General features: G+C 37.0%; 23 protein-coding genes. 21 read left to right on the forward strand and 2 right to left on the reverse strand.

Features of this window, described 5'->3' with window-relative positions; genetic code table 11:
• The 17 genes from ACO067_RS13905 to ACO067_RS13985 all read left to right on the forward strand — a co-directional run bounded on the left by ACO067_RS13905 (nt 1) and on the right by ACO067_RS13985 (nt 18,006).
• Nucleotides 1–1,101: a Wzz/FepE/Etk N-terminal domain-containing protein gene (locus ACO067_RS13905; RefSeq protein ID WP_421874965.1), complete on the forward strand. Its 1,101-nt coding sequence runs from the start codon at nt 1–3 to the stop codon at nt 1,099–1,101.
• Entirely contained in the window at nt 1,085–2,098 is a 1,014-nt protein-coding gene (gene pseB, locus ACO067_RS13910) for a UDP-N-acetylglucosamine 4,6-dehydratase (inverting) (RefSeq protein WP_421874966.1), read from the forward strand. Before ACO067_RS13905 ends, pseB begins: the two co-directional genes overlap by 17 nt.
• A complete protein-coding gene (gene pseC, locus ACO067_RS13915) occupies nt 2,095–3,285 on the forward strand; it encodes a UDP-4-amino-4,6-dideoxy-N-acetyl-beta-L-altrosamine transaminase (protein ID WP_421874967.1) in 1,191 nt (396 codons plus the stop codon). Before pseB ends, pseC begins: the two co-directional genes overlap by 4 nt.
• Complete coding sequence (pseF, locus tag ACO067_RS13920; protein WP_421874968.1) at nt 3,282–3,950, forward strand: pseudaminic acid cytidylyltransferase; 669 nt, start codon at nt 3,282–3,284, stop codon at nt 3,948–3,950. Before pseC ends, pseF begins: the two co-directional genes overlap by 4 nt.
• The gene (locus ACO067_RS13925; protein ID WP_421874970.1) at nt 3,947–5,131 is read left to right on the forward strand and encodes an ATP-grasp domain-containing protein; all 1,185 of its coding nucleotides are present in this window, start codon (nt 3,947–3,949) and stop codon (nt 5,129–5,131) included. The genes pseF and ACO067_RS13925 overlap by 4 nt, the downstream gene beginning before the upstream one ends.
• Before the next feature lies 1 nt (nt 5,132).
• On the forward strand, nt 5,133–6,173 hold the full coding sequence (locus tag ACO067_RS13930) for a hypothetical protein (protein ID WP_421874972.1): 1,041 nt from the start codon (nt 5,133–5,135) through the stop codon (nt 6,171–6,173).
• Complete coding sequence (locus ACO067_RS13935; protein ID WP_421874973.1) at nt 6,157–6,684, forward strand: acyltransferase; 528 nt, start codon at nt 6,157–6,159, stop codon at nt 6,682–6,684. The genes ACO067_RS13930 and ACO067_RS13935 overlap by 17 nt, the downstream gene beginning before the upstream one ends.
• Complete coding sequence (pseI, locus tag ACO067_RS13940) at nt 6,674–7,684, forward strand: pseudaminic acid synthase (RefSeq protein ID WP_421874974.1); 1,011 nt, start codon at nt 6,674–6,676, stop codon at nt 7,682–7,684. The genes ACO067_RS13935 and pseI overlap by 11 nt, the downstream gene beginning before the upstream one ends.
• A gap of 165 nt (nt 7,685–7,849) precedes the next feature.
• On the forward strand, nt 7,850–9,391 hold the full coding sequence (locus ACO067_RS13945; RefSeq protein WP_421874976.1) for an aldolase catalytic domain-containing protein: 1,542 nt from the start codon (nt 7,850–7,852) through the stop codon (nt 9,389–9,391).
• Nucleotides 9,388–10,122 (forward strand): 3-deoxy-manno-octulosonate cytidylyltransferase, encoded by a 735-nt coding sequence (locus ACO067_RS13950; RefSeq protein ID WP_421874977.1) that lies wholly within the window; start codon nt 9,388–9,390, stop codon nt 10,120–10,122. The genes ACO067_RS13945 and ACO067_RS13950 overlap by 4 nt, the downstream gene beginning before the upstream one ends.
• Nucleotides 10,112–10,735 (forward strand): HAD family hydrolase, encoded by a 624-nt coding sequence (locus ACO067_RS13955; protein WP_421874978.1) that lies wholly within the window; start codon nt 10,112–10,114, stop codon nt 10,733–10,735. The genes ACO067_RS13950 and ACO067_RS13955 overlap by 11 nt, the downstream gene beginning before the upstream one ends.
• Nucleotides 10,736–11,008: 273 nt before the next feature.
• Complete coding sequence (locus ACO067_RS13960; RefSeq protein WP_421874979.1) at nt 11,009–12,442, forward strand: lipopolysaccharide biosynthesis protein; 1,434 nt, start codon at nt 11,009–11,011, stop codon at nt 12,440–12,442.
• Between the two features lie 8 nt (nt 12,443–12,450).
• Nucleotides 12,451–13,533 carry a polysialyltransferase family glycosyltransferase gene (locus tag ACO067_RS13965; protein WP_421874980.1) on the forward strand — a complete coding sequence of 361 codons (1,083 nt, stop codon included), beginning with the start codon at nt 12,451–12,453 and terminating at the stop codon, nt 13,531–13,533.
• Nucleotides 13,505–14,770 carry an O-antigen ligase family protein gene (locus ACO067_RS13970; protein ID WP_421874981.1) on the forward strand — a complete coding sequence of 422 codons (1,266 nt, stop codon included), beginning with the start codon at nt 13,505–13,507 and terminating at the stop codon, nt 14,768–14,770. Before ACO067_RS13965 ends, ACO067_RS13970 begins: the two co-directional genes overlap by 29 nt.
• On the forward strand, nt 14,771–15,868 hold the full coding sequence (locus tag ACO067_RS13975; RefSeq protein WP_421874982.1) for a hypothetical protein: 1,098 nt from the start codon (nt 14,771–14,773) through the stop codon (nt 15,866–15,868). It begins immediately after the preceding gene.
• Nucleotides 15,869–15,992: 124 nt separating this feature from the next.
• Entirely contained in the window at nt 15,993–16,607 is a 615-nt protein-coding gene (locus tag ACO067_RS13980) for a WecB/TagA/CpsF family glycosyltransferase (RefSeq protein ID WP_421874983.1), read from the forward strand.
• A gap of 10 nt (nt 16,608–16,617) precedes the next feature.
• Nucleotides 16,618–18,006 carry an undecaprenyl-phosphate glucose phosphotransferase gene (locus tag ACO067_RS13985; protein WP_421874984.1) on the forward strand — a complete coding sequence of 463 codons (1,389 nt, stop codon included), beginning with the start codon at nt 16,618–16,620 and terminating at the stop codon, nt 18,004–18,006.
• Nucleotides 18,007–18,471: 465 nt separating this feature from the next.
• Here the strand turns inward: ACO067_RS13985 and xrtX are convergent, their stop codons facing one another.
• The gene (gene xrtX, locus ACO067_RS13990) at nt 18,472–19,029 is read right to left on the reverse strand and encodes an exosortase X (RefSeq protein WP_421874986.1); all 558 of its coding nucleotides are present in this window, start codon (nt 19,027–19,029) and stop codon (nt 18,472–18,474) included.
• A 1-nt stretch (nt 19,030) separates the two neighbouring features.
• Nucleotides 19,031–20,875, reverse strand: coding sequence for a glutamine--fructose-6-phosphate transaminase (isomerizing) (gene glmS / locus ACO067_RS13995; protein ID WP_421874987.1), 1,845 nt, complete (start codon nt 20,873–20,875; stop codon nt 19,031–19,033).
• A 227-nt stretch (nt 20,876–21,102) separates the two neighbouring features.
• Here glmS and ACO067_RS14000 point away from each other — a divergent pair, with 227 nt between their 5' ends.
• The 4 genes from ACO067_RS14000 to ACO067_RS14015 all read left to right on the forward strand — a co-directional run bounded on the left by ACO067_RS14000 (nt 21,103) and on the right by ACO067_RS14015 (nt 25,890).
• Nucleotides 21,103–22,194 carry a glycosyltransferase family 4 protein gene (locus ACO067_RS14000; protein WP_421874988.1) on the forward strand — a complete coding sequence of 364 codons (1,092 nt, stop codon included), beginning with the start codon at nt 21,103–21,105 and terminating at the stop codon, nt 22,192–22,194.
• A gap of 627 nt (nt 22,195–22,821) precedes the next feature.
• Complete coding sequence (pheS, locus tag ACO067_RS14005; RefSeq protein WP_421874989.1) at nt 22,822–23,832, forward strand: phenylalanine--tRNA ligase subunit alpha; 1,011 nt, start codon at nt 22,822–22,824, stop codon at nt 23,830–23,832.
• A gap of 13 nt (nt 23,833–23,845) precedes the next feature.
• On the forward strand, nt 23,846–24,955 hold the full coding sequence (gene gmd, locus ACO067_RS14010; RefSeq protein ID WP_421874990.1) for a GDP-mannose 4,6-dehydratase: 1,110 nt from the start codon (nt 23,846–23,848) through the stop codon (nt 24,953–24,955).
• A 5-nt stretch (nt 24,956–24,960) separates the two neighbouring features.
• Nucleotides 24,961–25,890 carry a GDP-L-fucose synthase family protein gene (locus ACO067_RS14015; protein WP_421874991.1) on the forward strand — a complete coding sequence of 310 codons (930 nt, stop codon included), beginning with the start codon at nt 24,961–24,963 and terminating at the stop codon, nt 25,888–25,890.
• The last annotated feature ends 3 nt before the right edge of the window (nt 25,891–25,893 follow it).

Consider the following 25,893-nt stretch of genomic DNA (forward strand, 5'->3'; position numbering starts at 1 on the left):
ATGGAAAATTCCGGAGCGAAGAGGTATTTAGATGGAGATGAAATTGACTTACGGGTGTTAGGTGAGGTAATTTGGTCACGAAAATCAGTAATAATTAAAATTTCATTCTTCTTTGTTATTGTAGGTGTCATTTTGGCTTTTACAAGTCCAAAAGAGTATGAAACGTCTTGTACATTGATTCCAGAAGCAATGTCAGGGCAAGGTAAGCTGGGAGGCTCCTTAGGTGGATTAGCTTCTTTGGCTGGTGTTGACATTGGAGGTCTTAATTCTGGAACCGGCTCTACAATCAACCCCGGATTGTATCGTAGCGTAGCACAAAGTACGCCCTTTCTACTTGAAATAATGAATCAAAGTTTCTTCTTTAAGGAACTGAATAGAGAGATGACCATTTCCGAGTATTATTCTGAACATTTAGAAACAGATTTGTTTTCATGGCTATTTGGATTGCCAGGTAAGTTAATTGCTGTTTTGAAGCCAAAAACCGCTGAGGATACTACGATTCATAATACAGCTAACAACCTAGTTACTTTATCAAAAAGTGAGCAGAGTGTGGTGAATGACCTAAAAGAGCGTATTTTGGTAACGATGGACTGGGACCTGAACATCGTGACTATAGAAGTCGAAATGCAGGATCCTCTCGTTGCTGCCGAGATGGCCTCTTTTACCCAAGAATACATCACTCGGTACGTGACTAATTACTCGATTTCAAAAAGCAAAGAACAATTGGACTTTGTAAATTTACAGTTTGAAGAAAGAAAGAAGGAATTTATACAGGCACAATTGGCTTTAGCTACCTTCAGAGACCAGAATAAAAATGTGAACACGGCAAGGGCGAATACGGAGCAAGAGCGCTTGCAATCAGAATACAATTTGGCTTTTAGCCTTTATGATCAATTGGCTAAACAAAGGGAATCCATAAAGATGCAAGTAAATAAAAATACTCCAATTTTCACTATTCTAGAGCCCGTTAAGGTGCCTGTTTATAAAAGTGCTCCTAAAAGGAAGCTAATGATATTCATCTTTGCTTTTTTGGGAGTTATCGCTGCAATTGCATATGTTTTAATACAAAACTTCTTATTAACAAATGAACTTAAAAAATAAATCAATTCTAATCACTGGAGGAACTGGTTCATTGGGCAAAGCTCTTACTGAATTTATTTTATCGAAGCAATCTGAAATCAAGAGGTTGGTGATTTACTCAAGAGACGAGCAAAAACAATTTCAAATGGCTCAGGAGTATCCTCATGATAGATATCCTCAAATCCGCTTTTTTATTGGTGATGTACGAGATAAGGAAAGATTGACCAGAGCAATGAAAGGAATTGATTATGTTATTCATGCCGCGGCGATGAAGCATGTCCCTATTGCAGAATATAATCCTGACGAGTGTATTAAGACAAATATTGGAGGAGCTCAGAATGTCATAGATGCTTGTTTTCAGACGAATGTAGAACGTGTTGTAGCATTATCTACGGATAAAGCATGCGCCCCGATCAATTTATATGGAGCTACCAAACTAACTTCTGATAAGCTTTTCATTGCAGCAAATAATATTAAAGGAGACAATCCAATCAAGTTTTCTGTTGTTCGATATGGAAACGTCATGGGTTCAAATGGATCTGTAATACCTTTTTTTATCAAGAAAAAGGAAGAAGGAGTTTTGCCAATTACAGATGTTGAAATGACACGTTTCAATATTTCACTGCAAGGAGGAGTCAGTATGGTTATGCATGCTTTAGAACATGCTTGGGGAGGAGAATTGTTTGTACCTAAAATTCCTTCCTATAAAATTCTGGATGTGGCAGAAGCAATTGGACCTAATTGTGAAAAACCAGTTGTTGGTATACGCCCTGGGGAAAAAGTGCACGAGGAAATGATTACTGCTTCGGACTCGTTTTACACCTATGATTTAGGTAAGTATTATGCCATTTTACCCGCCACTCACAAGTGGAGTCTTGATGAATACGTCAAAACAAACAATGCTCAAAAAGTACCTCAAGGCTTTAGATATAATTCAGGTGAAAATACTGAATGGGAAACAGTTGATTCATTGAGGGCGTTGATAATAGATCATGTTGATCCTAATTTTAGTGTATGAAAAGTGCAATCCCCTATGGCAAGCAGTCAATTTCTCAAGAGGATATTGACGATGTTGTCGCTACGCTAAGGTCTGATTACCTCACACAAGGCCCAAAAATTCAAGAATTTGAGGAGTCTTTTGCCGAGTACGTTGGGTCAAAATATGCAGTAGCGGTTTCGAATGGAACAGCTGCACTTCATCTTTGTTGTATGATCATGGACTTAGAGCCTGGAGATAAGGTAATTACTACTCCAATCACATTTGCAGCGTCGGCAAATTGCATCAGATACTGCGGAGGAGAAGTTATTTTCGGTGATATTGATCCTGAGACTTACCTTTTAGATATTGAAAGTGCGAGGCGAATTCTTGAAAGTTATCCGAAAGGTAGTATTAAGGGAATTATTCCAGTAGACTTTGCGGGAAGGGCCGTAAATCTTGAATCTTTTAGAGTGCTTGCAGATGAGTTCGGTCTTTGGATTCTAGAGGATGCCTGCCATGCACCCGGAGGTTATTTTAAAGATAGTAAAGGAAAAAATCATATGTGCGGGAATGGAAAGTTTGCCGAACTGGCTATTTTCTCATTTCATCCTGTTAAGCATATTGCCGCAGGTGAAGGAGGTATGATCACAACTGATGATGAAAAGTTGTATAATCGGTTGTTGAAATTACGAACTCATGGGATTTCAAGAGATAGCGAAAGCTTTTTGAACTCAAGAGAGTTTGCAACGGGCGGTTCGGACAAGGCGACCTATCCAGGGTGGTATATGGAAATGCAGGAACTTGGCTACAACTACCGACTGACTGATTTTCAGGCAGCACTTGGAATTAGCCAATTGAAAAGAGCAAAGGAAGGACTGGTTAGGAGAAGGGAAATTGCTGCCAATTATTTTAAGGCTTTCAAGGATAAGTCTTTTATAAAGGGCCAATCCGGGATAATAGAAGGACATGCATATCACCTATATGTTGTAGAGGTAGAGGATAGGCTTGGCTTATATAATCATTTAAGAGAACACGACATATATGCTCAAGTTCACTACATTCCTTGTCACTTAATGCCCTATTATCAGGGTTTGGGTTGGAAAGAAGGTGATTTACCATTGGCGGAAGAATATTACAGGAGCTGTTTGAGTTTACCAATGTATCCAACACTTACAGATGACGAACAGGATTATGTGATAGAAAGAATTCTTGAGTATTATTCATGAAGAACCTGTGTATTATACCGGCAAGAGGAGGTAGTAAAAGAATACCAAGAAAAAATATAAAGAACTTCCATGGAAAGCCTATTATAGCCTATTCAATTCGTGCTGCCTTGAAAAGCGATCTCTTTGATGAGGTTATGGTTTCTACAGATGATGAAGAAATTGCTGAAGTATCAAAAGATTATGGTGCGAAAGTTCCTTTCTTAAGATCTGAGAAGAATTCGGGCGATTTTGCCACTCTGGCAGATGTAGCTGAAGAGGTCATAGATAGTTACCGAAAAAGCGGAGTGGAATTTGATAATTCTTGTTTGATTCTGCCAACTGCACCACTTGTTCAGGTTGAAAATTTGGTAGATGCATACAATAAGCTAATAAGTTCTGAATTTGATAAAATTAGCCCAGTTGTTAAGTATAACTATCCAATTCAAAGAGCTTTAAAAATAGACGAATCTGGAAGTTTAGATTTTATTAATCCTTCTTATGCAAAGACCAGGTCGCAGGATTTAGTTGAAGCCTATCATGACGCTGGTCAGTTTTATTGGAAAAAACATAACGGTAGCAATGGTAATTATAGATCAGCTATTGTAATATCTGAATTATTGGTTCAGGATATCGATACGCTAGAAGATTGGGTACTTGCAGAATTAAAGTATACATTAACAAAGTGAATTCAATTCTAATTATTGGTGCAGGATTTGGTCAATTACCTGCAATAAGAAAAGCAAAAGAACTAGGCTATGCGGTTATTTGCATAGATAGAAATCCAAATGCTGTCGGTATGCAGTTGGCAGACTTTTCATATGAAATAGATGTTGTTGACATGGAGGCAGCCTTAAAAATTGCAGAAAAACATGCTGTTAATGGAGTGATGACTATGCAAAGTGATTTGCCCGTTCCAACAATCGGTTTTGTTAATGAAAAACTAGGATTAAACGGTGTAAACTTTGAAGTTGCTATGGATTGCAGTGATAAAGTTGCAACTCGAAAAAAACTGGAGAAATTTAATTGTGAACAACCAAAATTTGGCATTGTAAATGAATTAGATGAGGCCTTACTAATAATTGATAAAATCGGATATCCGTGTATCATTAAGGCACCTGATAGTTCTGGAAGCAGGGGAGTAGTAAAAGCAGATAATGAGGAAGATATTCCAGGGGCATTTAAAGAAGCAAAAAAATATTCAAGAAGTGGAAGTATATTAATTGAAGAATTTATCAAAGGGATAGAGTTTGGCGCTCAAACATTTTCAATAAATGGTAAATGTGAAATTGTTCTCATGCACAACGATACATTGTCTGAACCTCCTTATATGATTCCAGTTGGTCATTCTTTTCCGTTTTACATGCTGAATGAATTGCAGAAGGAAGCAGCTGAGCTAGATATAAAAAAAGCAATAGAGTCTTTGGGAATTAAAGATGGCCCCGCAAATGTTGATTTAATTCTTGATGAAAAATCAAATAAAATCAAAGTAATAGAGGTAGGGGCGCGAATTGGTGCTACTTGCCTCCCTGAATTAGTGGAGTATCATACAGGTATTGATTGGGTCGGTGCTACAATTTTAAATGCAACTTCCAATAAAATTTTCTTACAGAAAAAGTTTAGTAAGCCTGTTGCAGCGACAATTTTAACTGCAGATAAAGACGGAATTTTTCAGGAATATTCTTTAATGCGAAACCTTCCTTCTAATGTCGTTGAATTTGAGTGTACTGCAAAAAAAGGAGATGTAGTTTCGACTCTTAAAAAAGGTACGGATCGAATTGGAAAAGTTTTAGCTTATGGGAAAAATGCAATTGATGCAGAAAAAACTACTACTGATGTAGCTAACTCTGTATTATTTAAAATAGATTAATATGAAGATTCGCCCTTTGTTCTGTGTAAATGGGGGTACTAGTATAGGTTTTGGTCACGTTTCAAGAACTTTATCGTTAATTAATCAATATAAAAGAAACAATCACGTAGCATTTACACTCACACTCAAGTCTAATGTTTATTCAGAGAAGCTAAAATTAAAATCCGATAAGCTTCTTCAGATTACATCCTTTAACGACCCTAACGGGCTACAGGAAGCATTCAATTTTATAAGTAAAAATGAAATCAATTGCATAATTGTTGATCTCGTTGAGTCCGACTTCAAACAACTCAGTGCTTTACGTATCTTATTACCAGACATTTTTATTGTTTCAATTACACTTTTTTATTTTGATGAGGTAATTAGGTTTGAAGATTTGTCATTTTTTCCTTCCTTCAACCCTATTGACTTTAAGGTCATTAGAAACGATAGAAAAAAGTTGAAAGTCTATTCTGGTAAAGATTATTTAGTCTTTAGTGATAAGTTCAAAGAATATTCGTCGGAGGATATTGTGCCCACTTATGATATTTTAATAACAATGGGAGGAACAGATCCATTCGGAATTACGGTCAAAGCTGTGAAAGCCTTGCAATCAAGTTCCTATAAAGTAGGTATTATTTTGTCAGGTAAAAGTGAACATTTTCATCAGGTACAGGAACTTATTAAAGGAAAAAGCAATTTTGTTTTGATTGAATTTTCAAATGATTTGCCATTATTGATGAGACAGTCTAGAGTTTTATTATTGAATGGTGGAATTACAAGATATGAAGCATGTTTGGCAAAAAGGCCATTTATTGCCATCTCAATTCATGATTTACAATATTCAATAACTGAAAATCTAACTAATCTGGGTGTTGGTGTAAATTTGGGAGTACACAGTAATCTGGAAACAGAAGCAATTAGTCAATCAGTTCATGAATTAATAAGTATGCCAAATTTGTACAATGAAATGGTTGAAAACATGAGCAATATTCTTGATGATTTTGGATCAGAAAGAATATATCATATCATAAAAAGGGAGTTTAATGAAAAAAATAACTAAATGGAATCGTCTCATTATGAAATGGAAGTCCCTGACGATTCCAGATGGACCTTATGGTGATAGAGCAAGGGGAAAACTCTATGAACCATTCTTAAAGTCATATGGTAAAAATTTCAAAGTAGGTGCGCAGGCATTTATTTTTAATCCAAATGGGCTAAGTGTTGGAGATGATGTTTATATAGGTTTTAATAGTTATTTAGGTCAGGGTGAAATAGATTTAGAAGACGAGGTTCTAATTGGTAATTTTGTTTCTTTGACTGCATCTAATCATTTGATGAAAGGTGAAAGCTTTAGGTTTGGAGGATTTCATGCTGAGAAGATTGCAGTTAAAAAAGGAACCTGGATTGGAAGTCAATCTTCAATTACAGCAGGTGTTACTATTGGACGTTCATGCCTCATTGCAAGTGGGGCTGTGGTAACTAAGTCATTCTCAGATGGATGGATTATTGGGGGAGTTCCAGCAAAAAATATAGGATTAACAAAAGACTTTAAAGAGAAATATGAATTCTAACATCTATGTAATAGCTGAATTATCAGCTAATCATAATAACGATTTTGATTTGGCAGTCAAGACAATTGAGGAAATGGCCAAATCAGGAGCAGATGCCGTAAAAGTCCAAACTTATACGGCCGATTCTCTTACTTTAGATGTAGATAATGAATATTTTGGACCTAGAAAGGAGGGGTTATGGAAGGGATTGAAACCTTATGATGTTTTTAAGGAAGCTTCAATGCCTTTTGAATGGCAGCCGAAATTGAAAAAAATTACTAATGCATTGGGCCTGGAATTTTTCAGTTCACCATTCGATTTCAAAAGTGTAGATTTTCTTGAAAATGAAGTAGGTGTTCCAAGATATAAAATTGCGTCTTTTGAGATTACGGATATCCCATTAATTGAGTATGCAGCTTCAAAAGGTAAACCTATGATAATATCTACTGGTGTAGCAGAGCTAAGAGATATTCAACTGGCAGTTGATGCCTGCAGAAAAGTTGGTAATACTGACATAACACTGTTAAAGTGTACATCAGAATATCCTGCACCAATAGAGAAAGCTAATTTGAATACTATTCCTGACTTAAAGGAAAGGTTTGGTGTACAAGTAGGAGTCTCTGATCATACTATGGGAAGCATAGTGCCAACAGTTGCAGTGGCACTTGGTGCGTCTGTGGTTGAAAAACATTTTATTTTGGATAGAGCTCTTGGAGGTCCGGATTCTGCTTTTTCTATGGAACCAAGAGAGTTTACCGAAATGGTACAAAATGTAAGGCATGCAGAAAAGGCCTTAGGTAGGATCAATTATGAGGTATCTGAAAAAAGTAAACTAAGACGAAGGTCTTTATTCGTTTCAAACGATATTAAAAGAGGTGAAAGGTTTACAAAGGATAATATAAGAAGTATTAGGCCGGGTAACGGTATTCATCCTAAAGAATTCACTTCTGTAATTGGGAAAATAGCGAATCAGGATATTTTGAAAGGGACACCTTTATCCTGGACTCAGTTAGAAGTTTAAGAATTTCCACAAAATAGAATCTTTTTATTTTAATGGCTATTTCATAGATAGTATTTTAAGTTCGGACATGGTTTGTGGTGACAGTGATATTCAAATCAACATTTACTTTTGTCAACCGATGATATACTTCTATGATTAGCTTATTAGTTTAAATAACTTACCAAAATGGATTTTGAGATATTAGATTGTACAATTAGAGATGGTGGATATTATACCAATTGGGATTTCAGTGATGAGGTTGTTGATGTCTATTTGAAATCATTTAATGAATTACCAATTGATTATTTGGAAATTGGTTACAGAAGTAATCCCTTGACGGAATATTTAGGTAAATTTTTTTATTGCCCAGTTCCTGAATTAATTAGAATCAAAAATATTACCAATAAAAAATTAGCAATCATTCTGAATGAAAAAGATGTACGAAAAGAGGATGTTCATAATCTATTAGATGAATGCAAGGGCATTTTGGATTTAGTAAGAATTGCTGTTGATCCTAAAAACATTGTTCGTGCTGTGGGTCTTGCCAGAGAGATTAAGAAAATTGGTTTTGAGGTTGCTTTCAATGTAATGTACATGTCTGAATGGACAGGTGATAAAGGGTTTGCAAAAAACTTATCCTTGATTGAAGATTCTGTGGATTATTTCTACATGGTTGATTCATTCGGAGGAGTAACTCCTAATGAAATAGAGAAAATATACAACCAAATAAGGCCTGTATTGAATTGTAAAATCGGGTTTCACGGGCATAATAATCTTGAACTAGCGCTAATCAATTCCCTAAGGGCTATTGAATTAGGGGCTGATATTATTGATGCCACTGTACTTGGAATGGGAAGAGGCGCTGGAAATTTAAAAACTGAATTGCTACTTACCTATTTAAATTCTAAAAATGGGTTGGAGATTGACTTCAATCAATTGAGTAAAGTGGTAGATAAATTTGCTGAGCTTCAGGAAGAATATAACTGGGGAACTAATCTTCCTTACATGGTTTCTGGGGCTAATAGCTTACCTCAGAAAACTGTAATGGAATGGGTAACAAAGAGGTTCTATTCGTTCAACAGTATTTTACGTGCGTTAAAGAATCAATCTGTCGGGCGACAGGACAATATTAAATTGGCAACATATAAATTTGATGGGCTAAAGAATTCCGACGTTCTGCTTGTAGGAGGAGGGGCTTCAATTATACAACACAAACTAGCAATAAAAGAGTTTTTAAAGGAAAATGATGATATAGTTGTTATTCACGCTAGCTCAAAAAACGGATTACACTTTAGAGACCTTGATAACCCACAAATATTTTGTTTGATTGGGAATGAGGGTTATCGATTGGAGTCAATTTTCAATAACCAAGAATTTACTAACAAGAGCTTTTGTTTGCTGCCTCCTTACCCAAGAAAGATGGGGACTTATTTACCTGAGATTTTTAAAGAAAGGTCATATGAAATTGAATCAATAAATTTTGTTGAGGATTACGAAGATTCTCACACGAGTCTCGCAATTCAGATTGCGATTGAATTACAAGCTAAAAACCTTTACATAGCTGGATATGATGGGTACCCGAATACCATGATAAACACAAAGGAACAGGAATTATTCTTGGAGAATCAAAGGCTCTTTGATTTGGCATCAGAACACATTGAGAAAATAGTAAGCCTGAGCCCAACCAAATATGATATAAAGACAACGTCTATTTATTCATTAATATGACAGAGGATTTTTTGGTCGTAATACCTGCTCGAGGGAAGTCAACAAGGTTCCCAAATAAACCATTGACAGATATTGCAGGGAAAACAATGATTCAGCGTACATATGGACAGTGTGCCAAGGCAGTTGATCTAGAAAAAATTTTTGTAGCAACAGATAGTCGAGAGATTTATGATCATTGCATCAGCAATAATTTGAATGTTGAGATGACTCCTGAGAATTGTCTTACAGGTACGGATAGGATCGCAGAATTTGCTAAAATACACCAGGCGGATTACTACATCAATGTTCAGGGAGATGAGCCTGTTATTAACCCTGAGGATATAAAGAATATACTTGATCAAATTCCGATAAATCCAAATGCAGTTATTAATGGTTATGCCAAAATATCAGACGAACGCGATTATTTTAGCTTGAGTGTTCCGAAAGTTGTCTTAAATGATATGAATGACCTGATGTACATGTCAAGATCTCCTATTCCAGGGAATAAAGAGGGTGTATTTAGAGATGCTTATAGGCAGGTCTGTATTTATTCATTTCCTAGTCAAATGCTGAGGTACTTTGGGGTAGGTAAAAAGAAAGGGGTTGTGGAGCAAGCCGAAGATATTGAGATATTGAGATTTCTTGAATCAGGGGTGAAGGTGAAGATGATTGAGTTGTCAGGTCAATCCATCGCTGTAGATCACCCAAGTGATGTTGATAAGGTTTTAGCATGGTTAAGTAATGAGAATTAAAGATTTCGACAATATAATCTGGGATTTTGATGGGGTGATTCTGGACAGTGATTCAATCCGAAGGCTTGGTTTTGTTGAAGCCTTAGATGGTTATCCTAAATCTGAAATTGATCTCTTAATCGAATACCATAATCAAAACGGAGGATTGTCAAGGTACCATAAATTCAGATATTTTTTTGAAACTATCAGATGTGAGCTAGTTGATAAACAAAAGATTCAAGAACTAGCTCGTAAATTCTCCCTGGTAATGATGGAGTTGTTGTTGGATAAGCGTTTATTAATTAAAGACGCCCACAGTTACATCAAGCTGAATAGTAACAAACAAAAAATGCACATTGCTTCAGGCTCTGATCAAGTCGAACTTAGAAATATTTGTTCTGAGTTAGATTTATATGACTATTTCATAAGTGTGAATGGCTCCCCCACTCCCAAAGTAGAACTCGTAGAAGCAATTTTAAGAGACCATAATTACGAGAAGGAGAGAACTTGCCTGATTGGTGATTCAGTGAATGATCTAGATGCTGCCCATGCTAATGGCATTAAGTTTGTGGGTTATAATAACCCTAAACTAAAACCAATATCTGATATCTATGAGGATCAGTTAATGAAATAAGATGTAAAATAGTAATTAACTTGTATTTCTAGGGTCATCAGAGTAAAAAGTGGAGTGTATAGAATCTACACCTGATGGAAAGCACAAAAACTTGATTAATCGGTACTTTAAGGAATGTAATCATTCTACATACTAGACTTGAAGTATCATATCCTGATTTGGTAGTGAGCGGTCCGCGTATGAGGGAAATGGATATACTCGGTGATTTGGAGTTTAGTATGACAGTCATTAAAAGGGAGCAAAAAGGAGCTAGTAAGGTAAATTCAATAAAGGTTGATTAAAGATAGAATACTTTCACTCTTTAAAAGGGCTTATAATTCTTCAACATTCACATCGTGGGTGAGTATCCTTGTTAAAGGAGGTAACACAGTATTTATACTACCACTAATACTTAACGGATTTGGAGTACAGGAAGTGAACACTTATTTGTTTTTGTTACTTCTCTTTTCAATTAAGGATATGTTTGATCTTGGTTTTCTTAATAACATTGCGAGGTTTTATTCATATGCGTTATCAGGGGCCTATAATATTAGAAATCTTGATAAGAATAAAGAGACCATTTCCGTTAATCAGAAACTGCTAAATTCGGTACATAAAATATCTGCCAAACTCTATTTTGGACTATTATTGCTCTCAGTTTTAATAGTCGGCACTGTAGGCACTTACCTTGTTCTTGATTTTATTGATTTTTCGCAATTGGATCAATTGATTGCTTGGCTCTTTCATGTGTTAGCGATGTGCCTATGGATATATGGAAACAAAGACTTATCTCTATTGATAGGCTATAATAAAATTGCACTACTTCGTCGCTGGGATACTCTCTTGAGTCTTGTCCAAATTATCTTCTCACTTGGTTTATTGCTGCTTTTCAATAATATCTGGTACCTCCTCATAAATTATTATTCATGGCACATGGTGATAGTGTATAGAAATGCTAAACTGAGTCACAAATATCAAATAAGAATTTATGAGTCAACAAGTCCTAAGGTAGACTTATATGTGTTTAGAATAATTTGGCCAAGGGCATTGAAAAGTTTTTTCAGTGGATTGTTGAGCATGGGATTGGCACAGATTATGGCCATTTTCTATGCGAACATCTCTGATGCTAAAAGCTCGTCTTCGTATATGTTGGCTTTAAGAATTGCAGATCAAATAAAACAAATTTCTAGAGCACCTTTTTACTCCAAGGTGCCAAAGTTTGCTCAGAGTGTTGTGAAAGATCGAGCATCCATGTTTGGGGATATAAGAAGAAGTATGACTCTTAGCTATGGGGTATTGCTAATAACTGTACTGTTGGTTTATCTCTTTTCCGCTCCAATTCTAGAGCTGATATCTTCCTCAACAAAGTTTGTAAGTCGGGATCTTTGGTTGATCATTGGATTTTCAATTTTAATTGAGAGGTTTACCTCTATGCATAATCAAATGGTGCTATTCACTAGAAATATGGTCTTGTCTCATAAAGCCCTTCTTATTTCGTCTTTGGTAAATTTAGTTTTGGTTATTTTGTTTTTTGACAAACTGGGGGTTTACATTTTTCCTATTGGATTGACTATGGGTTATTTGTCATTTTATTCTTGGTATGTTGCATATAGAAATTATAGGTTTTTTAATTCTTCATTCTTTCGGTTCGAGAAGTTCCATTTTGTTCCAGTCGTTGTTTTAATGATTGTTTTATTGGCTTTTGAACTATTGAATACCTTACTGTAACCTGCTGTATGAAACATTTCTTCCACATACATAATAATTCAAGTTACATATGTGCTTTAGGAATTAAAAACTATTTGTCTTTGAACAATGACGATGTGGTTTTTTTTATTGCGCGAGGAATAAAAATCCACCAAGAAAAGATAAAAGTGACTACAATTCCAGATAGAATATATTATCACCCTTATAATTTACTCAAGAAGTTGCATCGCTTTCATTGGATCCGAAATAGAGAAATCATTTCTGAAATAGACGCCATGATAGAAAGTGCTTCTCAAGGCGAAGAATTTATCTATTATTCTCCTCACTCGAGGAATTCTATATACAGAGTTTATGCAAGTCATCCAGGTTGTGCTGGAGTAAATTATATTGAAGATGGAATGGATGGTTACTTAGGTCGAGAAGGGTACTATGCAAAATTCCCATTCGAAATACCTGTTATTCACAAAATTGTCAATTACTTTCTTTTTAGAAATATTAAAATATTTTGTTATTCTCGGTTAAAGCCATTTGCTGACCCGTTAAGGAATATTGGAATCTCTACTTCGAGAATTTATGTATTATCAGAAAAGGCATTTGAATTTAGAGAAAATAGGGTGTTAATTGAAAGTAAGTATTACGTGCCTTCATTTCAACACGATTCCTTAAAGCTAGAAAATTACATTCTACTTTTAGATGCTGTGGTAGAACAAAAGGTAGCTAAGCTCGAGCACCTTAGCATGCTGTTGATAAAAATTGCTGAGAAACTTAGATCAAGTAAGGTATTAGTTAAATATCATCCAATTCAATCTGAAGAGGTTAAACGATCCTTGGTCGAAATATTTTCAAGGTTTGAAATTGATCTTGTTGAATATGAATCTCATGTTCCTTTTGAAGTTGTTCTTTTCAGTTATAAAGGGCTCAATATTTATGGAATTGGTTCATCTTTGTTGGTATATGCATCACTAATGAATGATCATAAAGTATATGCTCTTTACGATTTTTTTCAAATCGAGTGTGATTTTGTTTCACCTCGACTTGGAACTTGGGATAATGCTTTAAAGAATAAATCAAATGTGAGAACTTATGCCGAGTTCAGGGAAATTGAAGTTTAATATTCATCTCTCTATTGCTATTTTGACATTGGTCATTTTGCTAATGAGTTCAATGTCGTTTGCATTTTTTGAAATAAGTGGAATTGGTGCCCGTGGTTTTGAAGTAAAACTTTTCAGATTTATGCTATTATGTGCAATTATCGCACTGTATGTTATCTGGATTATTATTCAATTGAAATTGACTTTTCCAAAACCTATTTTAATCTTTTTAGGCTTAATTATCTATTCCACTATTGTATCTGTGATCTTGAATTCACCAAGAGAATATGGACCTTCACTCCTTAGGTATTTCACTTATATTGTTACTTTCAATTTATTTTATTTGATTGTAAGTGAAATAAGTAGAGAGACTGTCCTTTCTATCATGAGGTGGTTTTCTTTAGCTTGCATTCTCATTTCCATATTCTTTGGTTTCCTTGAAATATTTACCGGTAATGTACAATATTTAAATGGTGCATTTCGTGTGGCCGGACCATTCAAGTGGCATCAATTAGCTTTCGCCATGTTCCTTTTCTGTTGTATGATGATTACAGACTTTGTCTTTTTCAGACAAATGAAAACCTTACGGTGGAAGTTGTTTTATGGTTTTATCTGGTTACTCCTTTTTTACTTGTTAATTAGAACAGGGTCGAGAGCGCTTTTTGTAATTGTGTTTTTGGTTTACTTTCTGATGGCTTTTCTTAAGACAGATTCATTTAGAAAAAAACTGTTGATATCTTCCATAGCGGTAATAATTTCAATAGGAAGTGCAATAGCAATCGTAAGTTTGAATATTTCTCCCAGACTTGCCAGAATGATTGTCAGTGATGATAAGACGGGAGACGGCTCTACTGCAAGTCGGATTGCGATACACATTAATGCATATCAAGGATTAGATGATTTGGATAAGTTAATGGGTGTAGGACTTGGAGGGTTTACAAAGTTTTATCAGGACGTTACGGGAAGTGAAGATATCGCAGCACACAATAATTATTTGATGTTCTTTGTTGAATCAGGTTATTTGGGAGTGATATTGTATTTAGGCTTTCAAATAGTCTTGTTTTTTAGATTATTGAGACTTATTAAATGGAATAAGGATGACCCATTCATAAATGTGGCTTTTGCGCTATTCCTTGGAATTGACGTCTTAAGCTTCCTTCAAAACAATTTCTATTTTCTAGAGTCAGAAACAATTACATGGGCCTTTTATGGGGTTGCCTTTGGAATTGAACACATTGATTTTAATCATGGAGGATAAATGAAAGTATTGATATTATCTGCGAATCCTCAAAGTTTTGCTAATGTGAAAGCGGTTGGTATTTCATTGGTATATCAAGGGATAGATGTAAGTTATCTTGATACCCAAAGTCTATACCATCAACGGTTTGAAGTTCCTTCAAAATTCACCCGTATTATTACGGGCATATCTTCATCAAAACCATTTTATATCTCAAATATTCTTAGGAAAATAAGAATTCTTGAGGCGTTACGAAAGGTGGTAAAAAGTAATTCGAAGAAATTTGATATTATTTTGACGGGTGATTTGGGGATGGTCGAATGCACAATTATCAAAACCTTGAAAGTAACCAAGGTTTTCTTCATTCAAGATGCACTTCTTCTAAGGAAACAGAAAATGAATTTGACCAGAAGGCTTAGATATCTTTACTATGGCTTTCGAAATCGTTTTTCTTTTTGTAGTTACATATTCTGTTCTGGTCAAACAACTAAGGAAAGTTTAATTTTAAGCGGTGCTCGACCAGAGCAAGTTTATGCGACCGGAATACCTCGCTTTGATAATTCTCATTTCGAGAGTAAACCATATGATAATAAAAAACTGACAGTTGTTGTAATTGGTGAGGCTTTTGCTTGGCATAACCTTAATTCAATGCAGGAAGCTCAAAAAGAGTTTTTCGAATATCTCAATGACTTCTCAATATCAAATCCAGCAGTGGAAATCTTGATTAGAAAACACCCAAGAGATTTTTACAAATATCCGGAACTTGAGAGTCTTAATTTTATTAATGGGTTAGAAGAAGGTCTAGGGGAGTCTATTTCAAGGGCCAATATGGTAATTGGTTATGCAGTGCCATCAACTGTTTTATTCGAAATCATGAGAGATAATATACCTATTCTGTTTGTTAAGCACGAAAAAATTGAGTATTCCACAATGATTTGTAAAAATGAATTTTTCAATCACGTTCAATCCGTTGAGGATTTCAAGCAACTGGATGTTCAAACTCTAAAAAACACCATAAATGCAGATTTGGATTTTACTTCAGTGGGTACATTCATCAATCACCAATCATCACTTCCCGTTATTTTAGATTACATTATGAATGAGATGAATAATGCTTAAACATGTAAATATTCTTGATGTCCAAATAACGCCTTGCACGTCCGATGAGTTATTAGATTTCATAGATAGCAAGATTTTTGAAAGAAATAGACGTTTGATAATATCTAATGTGAACATACACGCTATGAATATAGCTAACACATTAGATTGGTTCAAATCTTTTTTAAATAATGCTGATGTTAATTTTTGTGATGGTGAAGGTGTAAGAATTGCAGGTCAAATTTTAGGTCAAAAAATTCCAGAGAAGATCACATATAACCGATGGATATGGCAATTGGCAGAACGCTCAAGTAGAAAGGGTCATTCGTGGTTTATAATTGGCTCGGAAGCGCCAACAATTGCTGCAGCTTTCTCTGTTCTAAAAAAGAAGTATCCGAAATTAGATTTACTTGATTGCCACGATGGATTCATTAAGGATGAAAAGACCCTGAGAGAACTAAAATACAAAATTAACGAGCTGAAACCTGATTTACTTATCTTAGGGATGGGAATGCCTTTTCAAGAAGATTTTTTAATTAAAAATGCGAATGAACTAGATTTCGGTATTGCATTAACCGGCGGTGCAGTCTTTGAGTATATTTCTGGGAATGCGAAAATGACACCAGAAATTTTTTATAAATTAAAGATGGAATGGTTCTATCGATTTATGCAAGAACCAGGTAGGTTGTTTAAAAGATATTTTGTTGGCAATTTTGTATTCTTTTTAAGAGTCTTCAGAAGAAAGCTTAGGAAAATTTAAAGCAATACTCATGGCTAGATCCTACCGTTATAGTACTTATTTCCCTGTTTTATTTTTGTTGGCTGATTTGTTTTGCCTGAATCTTGCAGTACTCCTAGCGAATTTTGAAAGGTTTGGGACTCTGATATACATCAATGAATCTTATTTGACGCTACAAATAGCGTTAAATGTAATTTGGCTAGTTATTTTTTTTATCACTCGCCTACATCAAATTGATAGAGAAGGTCGATTGATAGATCACGTCAATAAGCTGTTGACTGCCTTGGTGGTTAACCTATCCGTAGTCTTTGCTTTGTGGTTTGTAGCTAAACCCTTCTATTATTCAAGGCAACACCTTTTCATGACTTATTTATGTTTCACCCTATTACTTGTTTTTTGGAGGACTGTATGGCATTATTTCATCCGATACAGTCGCATGAAAGGGTTCAATATTAGAAATGTGGTAATTGTAGGTTATGGTGAGTTAGGAGTAGAATTGGAAAAATATTTTAAAATTAATCCTGGGATTGGATATCGCTTTTTAGGTTATTTCGATGATCGCAAAGAATCAGTTGAACGTAAGTATTTGGGCAATTTGGAGCAACTTAAGGAATATTCCTTGAGCAACCCTGTGGATGTGATTTTTTGTTGTTTGCCGCGTTTGATCGAAGGGGAAATCAAGGATTTGATAGATTTTGCAGAAAACAATCTGATCAAAATCAAGATCATTTCCCAGTTTAGTAAACTTGGCAATAGGAACCTGACCATTCAGCGTTATGGGGGACTGCCAGTTATTAATGTTAGTGCTATTCCGTTGGATAGTCGGGCCAATCAATTGGTCAAACGGATTTTTGATGTGATATTCTCATCGTTGGTGATGATTTTCATTTTTTCCTGGTTGATCCCTATTATTGGGTTATTAATTAAGCTAGAATCTCCTGGTCCAATCTTTTTCAAGCAATATCGAAATGGTCGAGATAATCACCCATTTTTGTGTTGGAAGTTTCGAACCATGGTCGTTAATAAAGATGCTGATAGCAAACAAGCCACTAAAAATGATCCACGAATAACCAAAATAGGAGCGATTCTTAGAAAAACAAGTATTGATGAATTGCCTCAGTTTATTAATGTGTTTCTCGGGGACATGTCGGTAGTTGGGCCAAGACCTCACCCGATCAAATTAAACGAGAAATTCCAACCACAAATTGATCGCTTTATTCAACGTCATGCAGTAAAACCAGGAATTACAGGTTTAGCTCAAGCTAAGGGGTTTCGTGGAGAAACTTCTTTGTTTTCTGATATGAGTGGGAGGGTTCGATTGGATCGATTTTATGTGAAAAACTGGTCATTAATATTGGACTTCAAAATCATACTACTCACGGTGATTTCAATTATGAGAGGCAGCGAAAACGCATATTAACTTAAACGATTTTGGAGGTCATTGTATAGAATTTTTCCGCCTTCAATAGCCAATAGTATAAAGGGTAATCCGAATAAGTTGCGAAATTGTATTCTAAAAAAATAAGCTATTGAGGGTTGTTCTATTAGAAGGAAAAAAATCCAAAAGAATATTATTAAAGTAAGCAAAGAGGTCAACCCCAAAGTTAACAGTAATCTAATCCGTTTCTGTTTTTTGAATAATAATTGAATAAAAAGGAGATGCAATAGAAAATAGGTTGGATAATATAGAAACCATCCTAAGGCCTGATCATTATATTCAGGTGTTCTAGATTGATTTTTGAAAAATTCAATTATCGGATTACTCTGTTGATTCACAAGCCTCAAAAAAAATTTTACAATACTGGCATATGCTTTTATTATCCAGATTCTTAATATACCATGTAAAATGATAATTACTAATGTAATTCCAGTAAGAATTCTGTTGCTAATTTTTAGCATCCGATACTTTTTCTCCAATTGATGAGTATTTATTCAACCAATACCTCCAGAGCAAAAATATTAGCAAATAGACAATAAATACATAGGTATATTTGTGGTTAAAATCAAAAGTTTCTTGTAGAAACTTGTAATTCAAAGCAAGTATTATTTCCCTAAATACATTAATTAAAAAAACCATAAGGCTTCCAATAGATATCATTATTGCCTTAAATTTCAATGGTCCTGGAAAACAAAGTATGAATCCAATAAACAAAGCAATGAGTTCTAAACCATTGCATTCATCTGCCACCAATACTACTGGTTGATTATCAATGCTTATAAATCTAGATGTGTCATTTTCATATTCATTTCTGTAGGCGTATTCTGTGTTAAATCCTAATAAATTTAAACCAAGCTTAGTTGACTGCACCACTTTGGTAGTCAACCATTTATTGGCTCTGCCATCCGGCTTAATGAATCCATGATAGGCCACCATCCACCCTATGAACAGGATGACTGCCCGTATCGCAAATACTCTCAAGATGGAATTAACCTTATTGTTCATATTACTCTACCGTTACACTTTTAGCCAGGTTTCTGGGTTGGTCTACGTTGCAGCCTCTTTTCAAGGCGATGTGATAGGAAAGCAGTTGAAGTGGAATAACTGCAAGTAGTGGACTCACCAATGGATTTGATTTCGGGATCTCAATGCTGTAATCAGCCATAGAAGGGGCTACTTTGTCACCTTCCGTTACCACTGTAATGACTCTACCTTTACGTGACTTAACTTCCTGTATATTCGATACAATTTTTTCGTAGGAATCGTCCTGAGTGGCAATAAACACTACCGGCATGTTCTCATCAATCAAGGCAATAGGTCCGTGTTTCATTTCAGCTGCAGGATACCCTTCAGCATGAATATAAGAAATTTCTTTTAGTTTCAATGCACCCTCTAAAGCCACTGGGAAGTTAGCGCCCCTTCCTAGATAGAGAAAGTTTTCAGCCTGATAGAATTCTTGAGCGATCTGCTCTATTTGGTCATTTGCTGTAAGTACTTTGCTTACTTTCTGGGGGATCTGCTCTAGTTCTGCAATTAGTAGTTGAAACTGGGATTGAGTGAGCGTGCCTCGAATCAACCCGAGTTTGATAGCTATCATTGATAACACAGTGACCTGGGCCGTAAAGGCTTTGGTTGACGCCACACCTATTTCTGGTCCAGCATGAAGGTACGCCCCCTCATGGGTTTCTCTGGCAATCGATGATCCGACTACATTGACCACACCCAACACGATGGCTCCTTTGCTTTTGGCAAGTTGAATAGCCGCTAAAGTATCAGCAGTTTCCCCGGATTGGGAAATAGCTATAAACACATCTCCTTCCTTGATGATTGGATTTCTATACCTGAACTCTGAGGCATACTCCACTTCCACAGGAATTCGGCAGATATCTTCAAAGAGGTATTCTGCCACTAACCCAGCATGCCAGGATGTTCCACAACCTAGTAGTGTTATCTTTTTAGCATTGATGAGTGCATTGGCGTACTCACTGATTCCACCCAGAACCAACTCACCTTTGTCTGATGATATCCTTCCCCTCATGCAATTGGCGATGGATTCAGGTTGCTCGAAAATCTCTTTTTGCATGAAGTATTCATACCCACTCTTTTCAATCTCTTCTAACTCCATGTCAATGGTGTCTATATGCGGAGTTTGAATGGTATTGTCCAGTGACTTAATGGTATAACCTGCGTCATTGATAATGGCTATTTCAGTTTCTTTGAGGTAAATCACTACATTGGTAAACTCTACAATTGGTGTGGCATCAGAGGCGATAAAGTATTCGTCCTTTCCGATACCCAATACCATGGGACTCCCTTTTCGTGCAGCAAATAAGTGATCTGGTTGGTCTTTCGAAATCATCACAATGGCATAGGCACCAACCACTCTATTCAATGCCAAACGAAGTGCCTGTTCTGTTGTGACTTGCTCCTTTTCTTTCAGGAAATAGATGAAATTCACTAATACTTCCGTGTCTGTTTCGCTGTGAAAGTGATATCCATTTCGGATCAATTCCTCCTTGAGCGATTCGTAGTTCTCAATGATGCCATTGTGAATGATTGCCAAACTCCCATCATTGCATAGATGTGGATGCGCATTGGTATCATTTGGCTCTCCATGAGTTGCCCAGCGGGTATGACCAATACCAATCCTGTCCAAGGAAGATATTCCGTCATCCAACAGTTTGCCCTGAAGGTCAGATACCTTTCCTTGTTTTTTGCAGGTCAGCACATTTCCATCAGAAAAACCAGAAATACCGGCACTATCGTATCCCCGATATTCAAGTCTTTTAAGGCCATTAATAATCACCTCTACTGGGTTTCTTGCTCCTTTGTAAGCGACTATTCCGCACATATCCAATCGTGATTTAAACTATTTGCGAAGGTATAAAGATAATCTTTTTCATGCTTCCTTGAATCAGGTTGAGAAAACTATGCTTCTAAAAAATGTTTAATTCTCTCTATGAATTGTGCTAGAAAGGCCCCATATTTATACTCCCATCCAGTATTTTACACCGTTTAACGAAAATCATCTACCGAAAAACAAAGACTGCCTAACTTTGTCTCATACCATCGCAACCTATGCAAATCGTTTTTGCAATATTATCGGCCTTTGTGGTCACTTTCATTCTGCTGCCTGTTCTAATTAAAGTGAGCAGGTCCATCGATCTGTTAGACAATCCGGATCGGCGCAAGATCCATTCAATCAGTACTCCCTCACTCGGTGGTGTGGCGATTTATATGGGATTTGCTCTTTCTGTTCTGATAACCGTTCCATTTCATTTACTGACGGAAATCAAATTCATTTTGTTTGGTACCATCATCATGCTTTTGCTTGGTGTACGAGATGATGTAGCTTCCGTCACAGCTAAGCACAAATTGGCCATCCAGCTATTCTGTGCTTTGATAGTCGTTTACCTTTCTGATATTCGCTTGACCGGTTTTTATGGATTGATGGGTATTTATGAAATGCCGATGTGGTTCAATATTCCTTTTTCCATTTTCGTCATTGTGGCCCTAACGAACTCTTACAATCTCATTGATGGGATTGACGGGTTGGCTGGATCGGTAGGAATTTTGATTCTTGGATTTTTTGGCTGGGCTTTTTTGGCTCAAGGAGAACTGGCCTACGCTGTGATGTGTATCTCTTTAGTAGGCTCACTCTTTGCTTTTCTGTATTTCAATTGGTTTCCATCCAAAGTGTTTATGGGTGATACCGGCTCATTAGTTCTTGGGTTTATTGTGTCTTCCATGGCCATTCACTTTATCAATGTGGCTGATGGTGGTGGATTTGTTTTGCCCATCAATGCTTCAGTAGGTGTGGGTATGTCTCTATTGGTTTTGCCCATATTCGATACGCTAAGGGTCTTTGCGATTCGATTTTACAACGGTAAAAACCCACTTGACCCGGATAGAAATCATTTGCATCATGGGTTGCTCAAATTAGGTATGAACCACGCTCAAGCCACTATTACATTGGTGGTATTCAATTTAACTATACTTGGATTATCGATACTTCTCAATAACTATTTGAAAAATGGGGAGTTAATTATTGCCATTGCCTCTGTGGTATTGGTATTTCTGGTGGTATTCGAGATCCGATTGAGCAAACTCAAACATTTGAAAAAGCAGGTCACTAAGCCCACCAATTTTTACATTTCCAAATCGGCATAGGTCCTAAAGTTTCGGGTTACCTTCTTAATCAGAGGGGTAACTTCAATTTATGGATGAATCTGATAACGTGTGAGAAGAATAGTTTTGAATGGATCAATTCGAATAACTGTTGAGTAATTGTAATTTTTTGAGGATGGGCATTCGTTCATTTTAGATTTTCCAGACTAAAATTGGATTAACGAATAAAAGACTGTCTGAGCTTTGGATGTTCTCTATCGATATTACAAAAAGGAAATGGCGAGTCTTTTTTATTCGCCAATTTTTGATTGGAAAAGCGTTAATAAATGAACGCAGCCCCGGGGCGCGGAGCCTAGATTTTTGACGGTTCGCCGTTGCGACTACTTTTCATCAACCTTCCAGGCGGTGGAAAAGTAGGGCCAATTAAGATAAAGGAAATTGTATTCACTGAGTGAGGCCAGACTTGATAGTAAGGCCGAAGAAATATCAATATCTCAAAACCAAATTATCTAAGTTTTCAACTCCAGTATTGATCAATAAGTTGTAATTCACAGAAATATTTTTTAATCCCAACTTCTTGCTCATCTAATCCATTAAAATCAACCGAATCTATTAGGCTTTATTATTTTTGCCGTTCGTCCTCAACAATAGAGGATTAAATGCATTTGTATGAAAGAGAAGATAGAACAGTACCTAAAGGAAATCGATGAGCTTACCGCATCCACCAAAGATGAACTGGAGGCTTTCCGGTTAAAATTCATTAGCCGAAAAGGTGTCATGAACGATCTGTTCAACTCTTTTAAGGAAGTTCCTAATGAGCAAAAAAAGGAATTTGGGGCGAAACTGAACGTCTTGAAAGAAAAGGCACAATCGAAATTTCAAGAGTTGATTGAGGTGGTGAATACAGCTTCCTCAAAGGAAGAGGCTGGATCCATTGATGTCACGCTCCCATCTTTTACCAACACAGGATCATTGCATCCGCTCACGAAGACCAAGAACCGGATCATTCAGATATTTGAACGTCAAGGATTTAGTGTAGCTGAAGGGCCTGAAATCGAAGATGATTTTCACAATTTCACGGCATTGAATTTCCCGGAAAATCATCCGGCACGCGAAATGCAGGATACCTACTTCATCACCAAAAATCCGGATACCTTACTACGTACGCATACTTCCAATGTGCAAATTCGGTTGATGGAACACGGTCAACCTCCATTTAGATCCATCATGCCTGGACGAGTCTACCGAAATGAAGCTATTTCTGCCAGAGCGCATTGTTTCTTCAATCAGGTAGAGGGGTTGTATGTAGATAAGGAGGTGTCTTTCAAAGACCTGAAACAAACACTGTATCACTTCGCCAAAGAAATGTTCGGCAAGGATACTCAGGTGAGATTTAGGCCTTCTTTTTTCCCATTTACGGAGCCAAGTGCGGAAATCGACATTAGCTGCTTCATCTGTAAAGGTGATGGTTGCAAAATCTGTAAACATACCGGTTGGGTAGAGATTGGTGGGTCTGGAATGGTAGACCCGAATGTGCTGGAAGCCTGCGGAATCGACTCCAAAGAATACAGCGGCTTTGCATTTGGTATGGGAATCGAGCGAATCACCATGCTTAAATATCAGATAGATGATATCCGCCTCTTTTCGGAGAACGATATGCGTTTCTTAAGTCAGTTCTAAAACCATTAAGTTCATGAAAAAGGCATTAATCACTGGAATCACCGGGCAAGATGGAGCATATCTGGCTGAACTTCTATTGGAAAAAGGATACGAAGTACACGGCATCAAAAGACGCGCTTCTCTTTTCAACACGGAAAGAATTGATCACCTTTACCAGGATCCGCACAACACCGATGCAAGGATGTTTCTGCACTATGGTGACCTCACAGATTCACTGAACCTGACTCGTCTCATACAGGAGGTACAGCCGGATGAAATCTATAATCTAGGCGCTATGTCGCATGTTCGGGTGAGTTTCGAAACTCCAGAATATGTGGCCAATGTAGACGGTACGGGAACCCTGCGGATATTGGAAGCAGTACGACTTTTAGGGTTGACTGACAAAGTGAAAATCTACCAGGCGTCCACTTCAGAGCTATATGGTAAAGTGCAGGAGGTTCCGCAAACTGAGAAGACTCCATTTTATCCCAGATCACCATACGGAGTGGCCAAGCTCTATGCTTATTGGATTACAGTAAATTATCGGGAAGCTTACAATATGTTCGCTTGTAATGGCATCCTGTTCAATCACGAATCCCCGCTGAGAGGTGAGACGTTTCTTCCCAGAAAAGTATCACGCGGTGTGGCTAAGATGGCTCTAGGTTTACAGCAGGAGATGTTTGTGGGTAATCTGGAGGCAAAAAGAGACTGGGGACATGCCAAAGACTATGTGTATGGTATGTGGTTGATGCTGCAGCAGGATCAGCCAGAAGATTTTGTGTTGGCCACTGGCAAGACTACCTCTATTCGTGACCTGATCAAATTGGCTTTTAAGAATGTAGGTGTTACCCTGAGGTTTGAAGGTAGTGGTGTGGATGAAATTGGAATAGTTGCTGAGGCTGATCCTAAATATGCCTTCAAGAAAGATCAGATCGTCTTGCGAATTGACCCTAAATATTTCCGACCAACTGAAGTGGATTTGTTGATAGGAGACCCCTCCAAAGCCAAAGAAAAGCTGGGGTGGGAACCCAAATACACCTTTGAAGAGTTGATTCAGGAAATGGTAGCACATGATTTGAAGCGATTTGAGAGGGATCAGTATTTACTAAAAGGAGGACACGATATCCTGCACCAGGCAGAGTAATTGGGATGAAAAAAAACGCCAAAATATACATAGCAGGCCACCGAGGTATGGTTGGTTCAGCGATTCAGCGAAAGCTAACAGCTCTTGGACATGATAACCTGGTCTACAAGACATCTTCCGAGTTGGACTTAACCAACCAACAAGCTGTCCAGACTTTTTTTGAAAAAGAGCAACCAGAATACGTGTTTCTTGCTGCTGCGAAGGTTGGTGGCATCCACGCCAATAATACCTATAGAGGTGCTTTCTTGTATGAAAATTTGATGATCGAATCAAACATCATCGAGGCGGCCAGAGTAAATAATGTTCAAAAACTTCTTTTCCTTGGGAGTTCGTGCATTTATCCAAAGTTTGCTGAGCAACCGATACGAGAAGATAGCCTGTTGACTGCAGAGTTGGAGCCGACCAATGAGCCTTATGCCATTGCCAAAATAGCAGGAGTGAAGTTGTGTGAGACCTATAGGGATCAGTATGGATGTGATTTTATCAGCGCCATGCCAACCAACCTGTACGGCCCTAATGATAACTATGACTTGCAGAACTCACACGTATTGCCTGCGCTGATTCGCAAATTTCATAGTGCCAAAGTGGAAAAAAAAGAATCAGTTGAGATCTGGGGAGATGGGTCTCCACTGAGAGAGTTTCTGCATGTAGACGATCTGGCCGAGGCTTGTTTGTTCCTGATGGATCATTATGCTGAGGGAAGTCCTATCAACGTTGGGTCCTCGTCTGAAATCACCATAAAGGATTTAGCGCTACTGGTGAAAGAAGTAGTTGGATTCGAGGGTGAACTCCAATTTGATACTTCTAAACCAAATGGAACACCTCGCAAACTCATGGATAGTTCCCGCATCAATCAAATGGGGTGGCAGCCATCTATTGGACTGGAAGAAGGTGTTGCCAAAGTCTATAAAGATGTAGACAAGTCTACCTGGTAATCT

Source organism: Marinoscillum sp., from assembly GCF_965229915.1.
GTDB lineage: Bacteria > Bacteroidota > Bacteroidia > Cytophagales > Cyclobacteriaceae > Marinoscillum.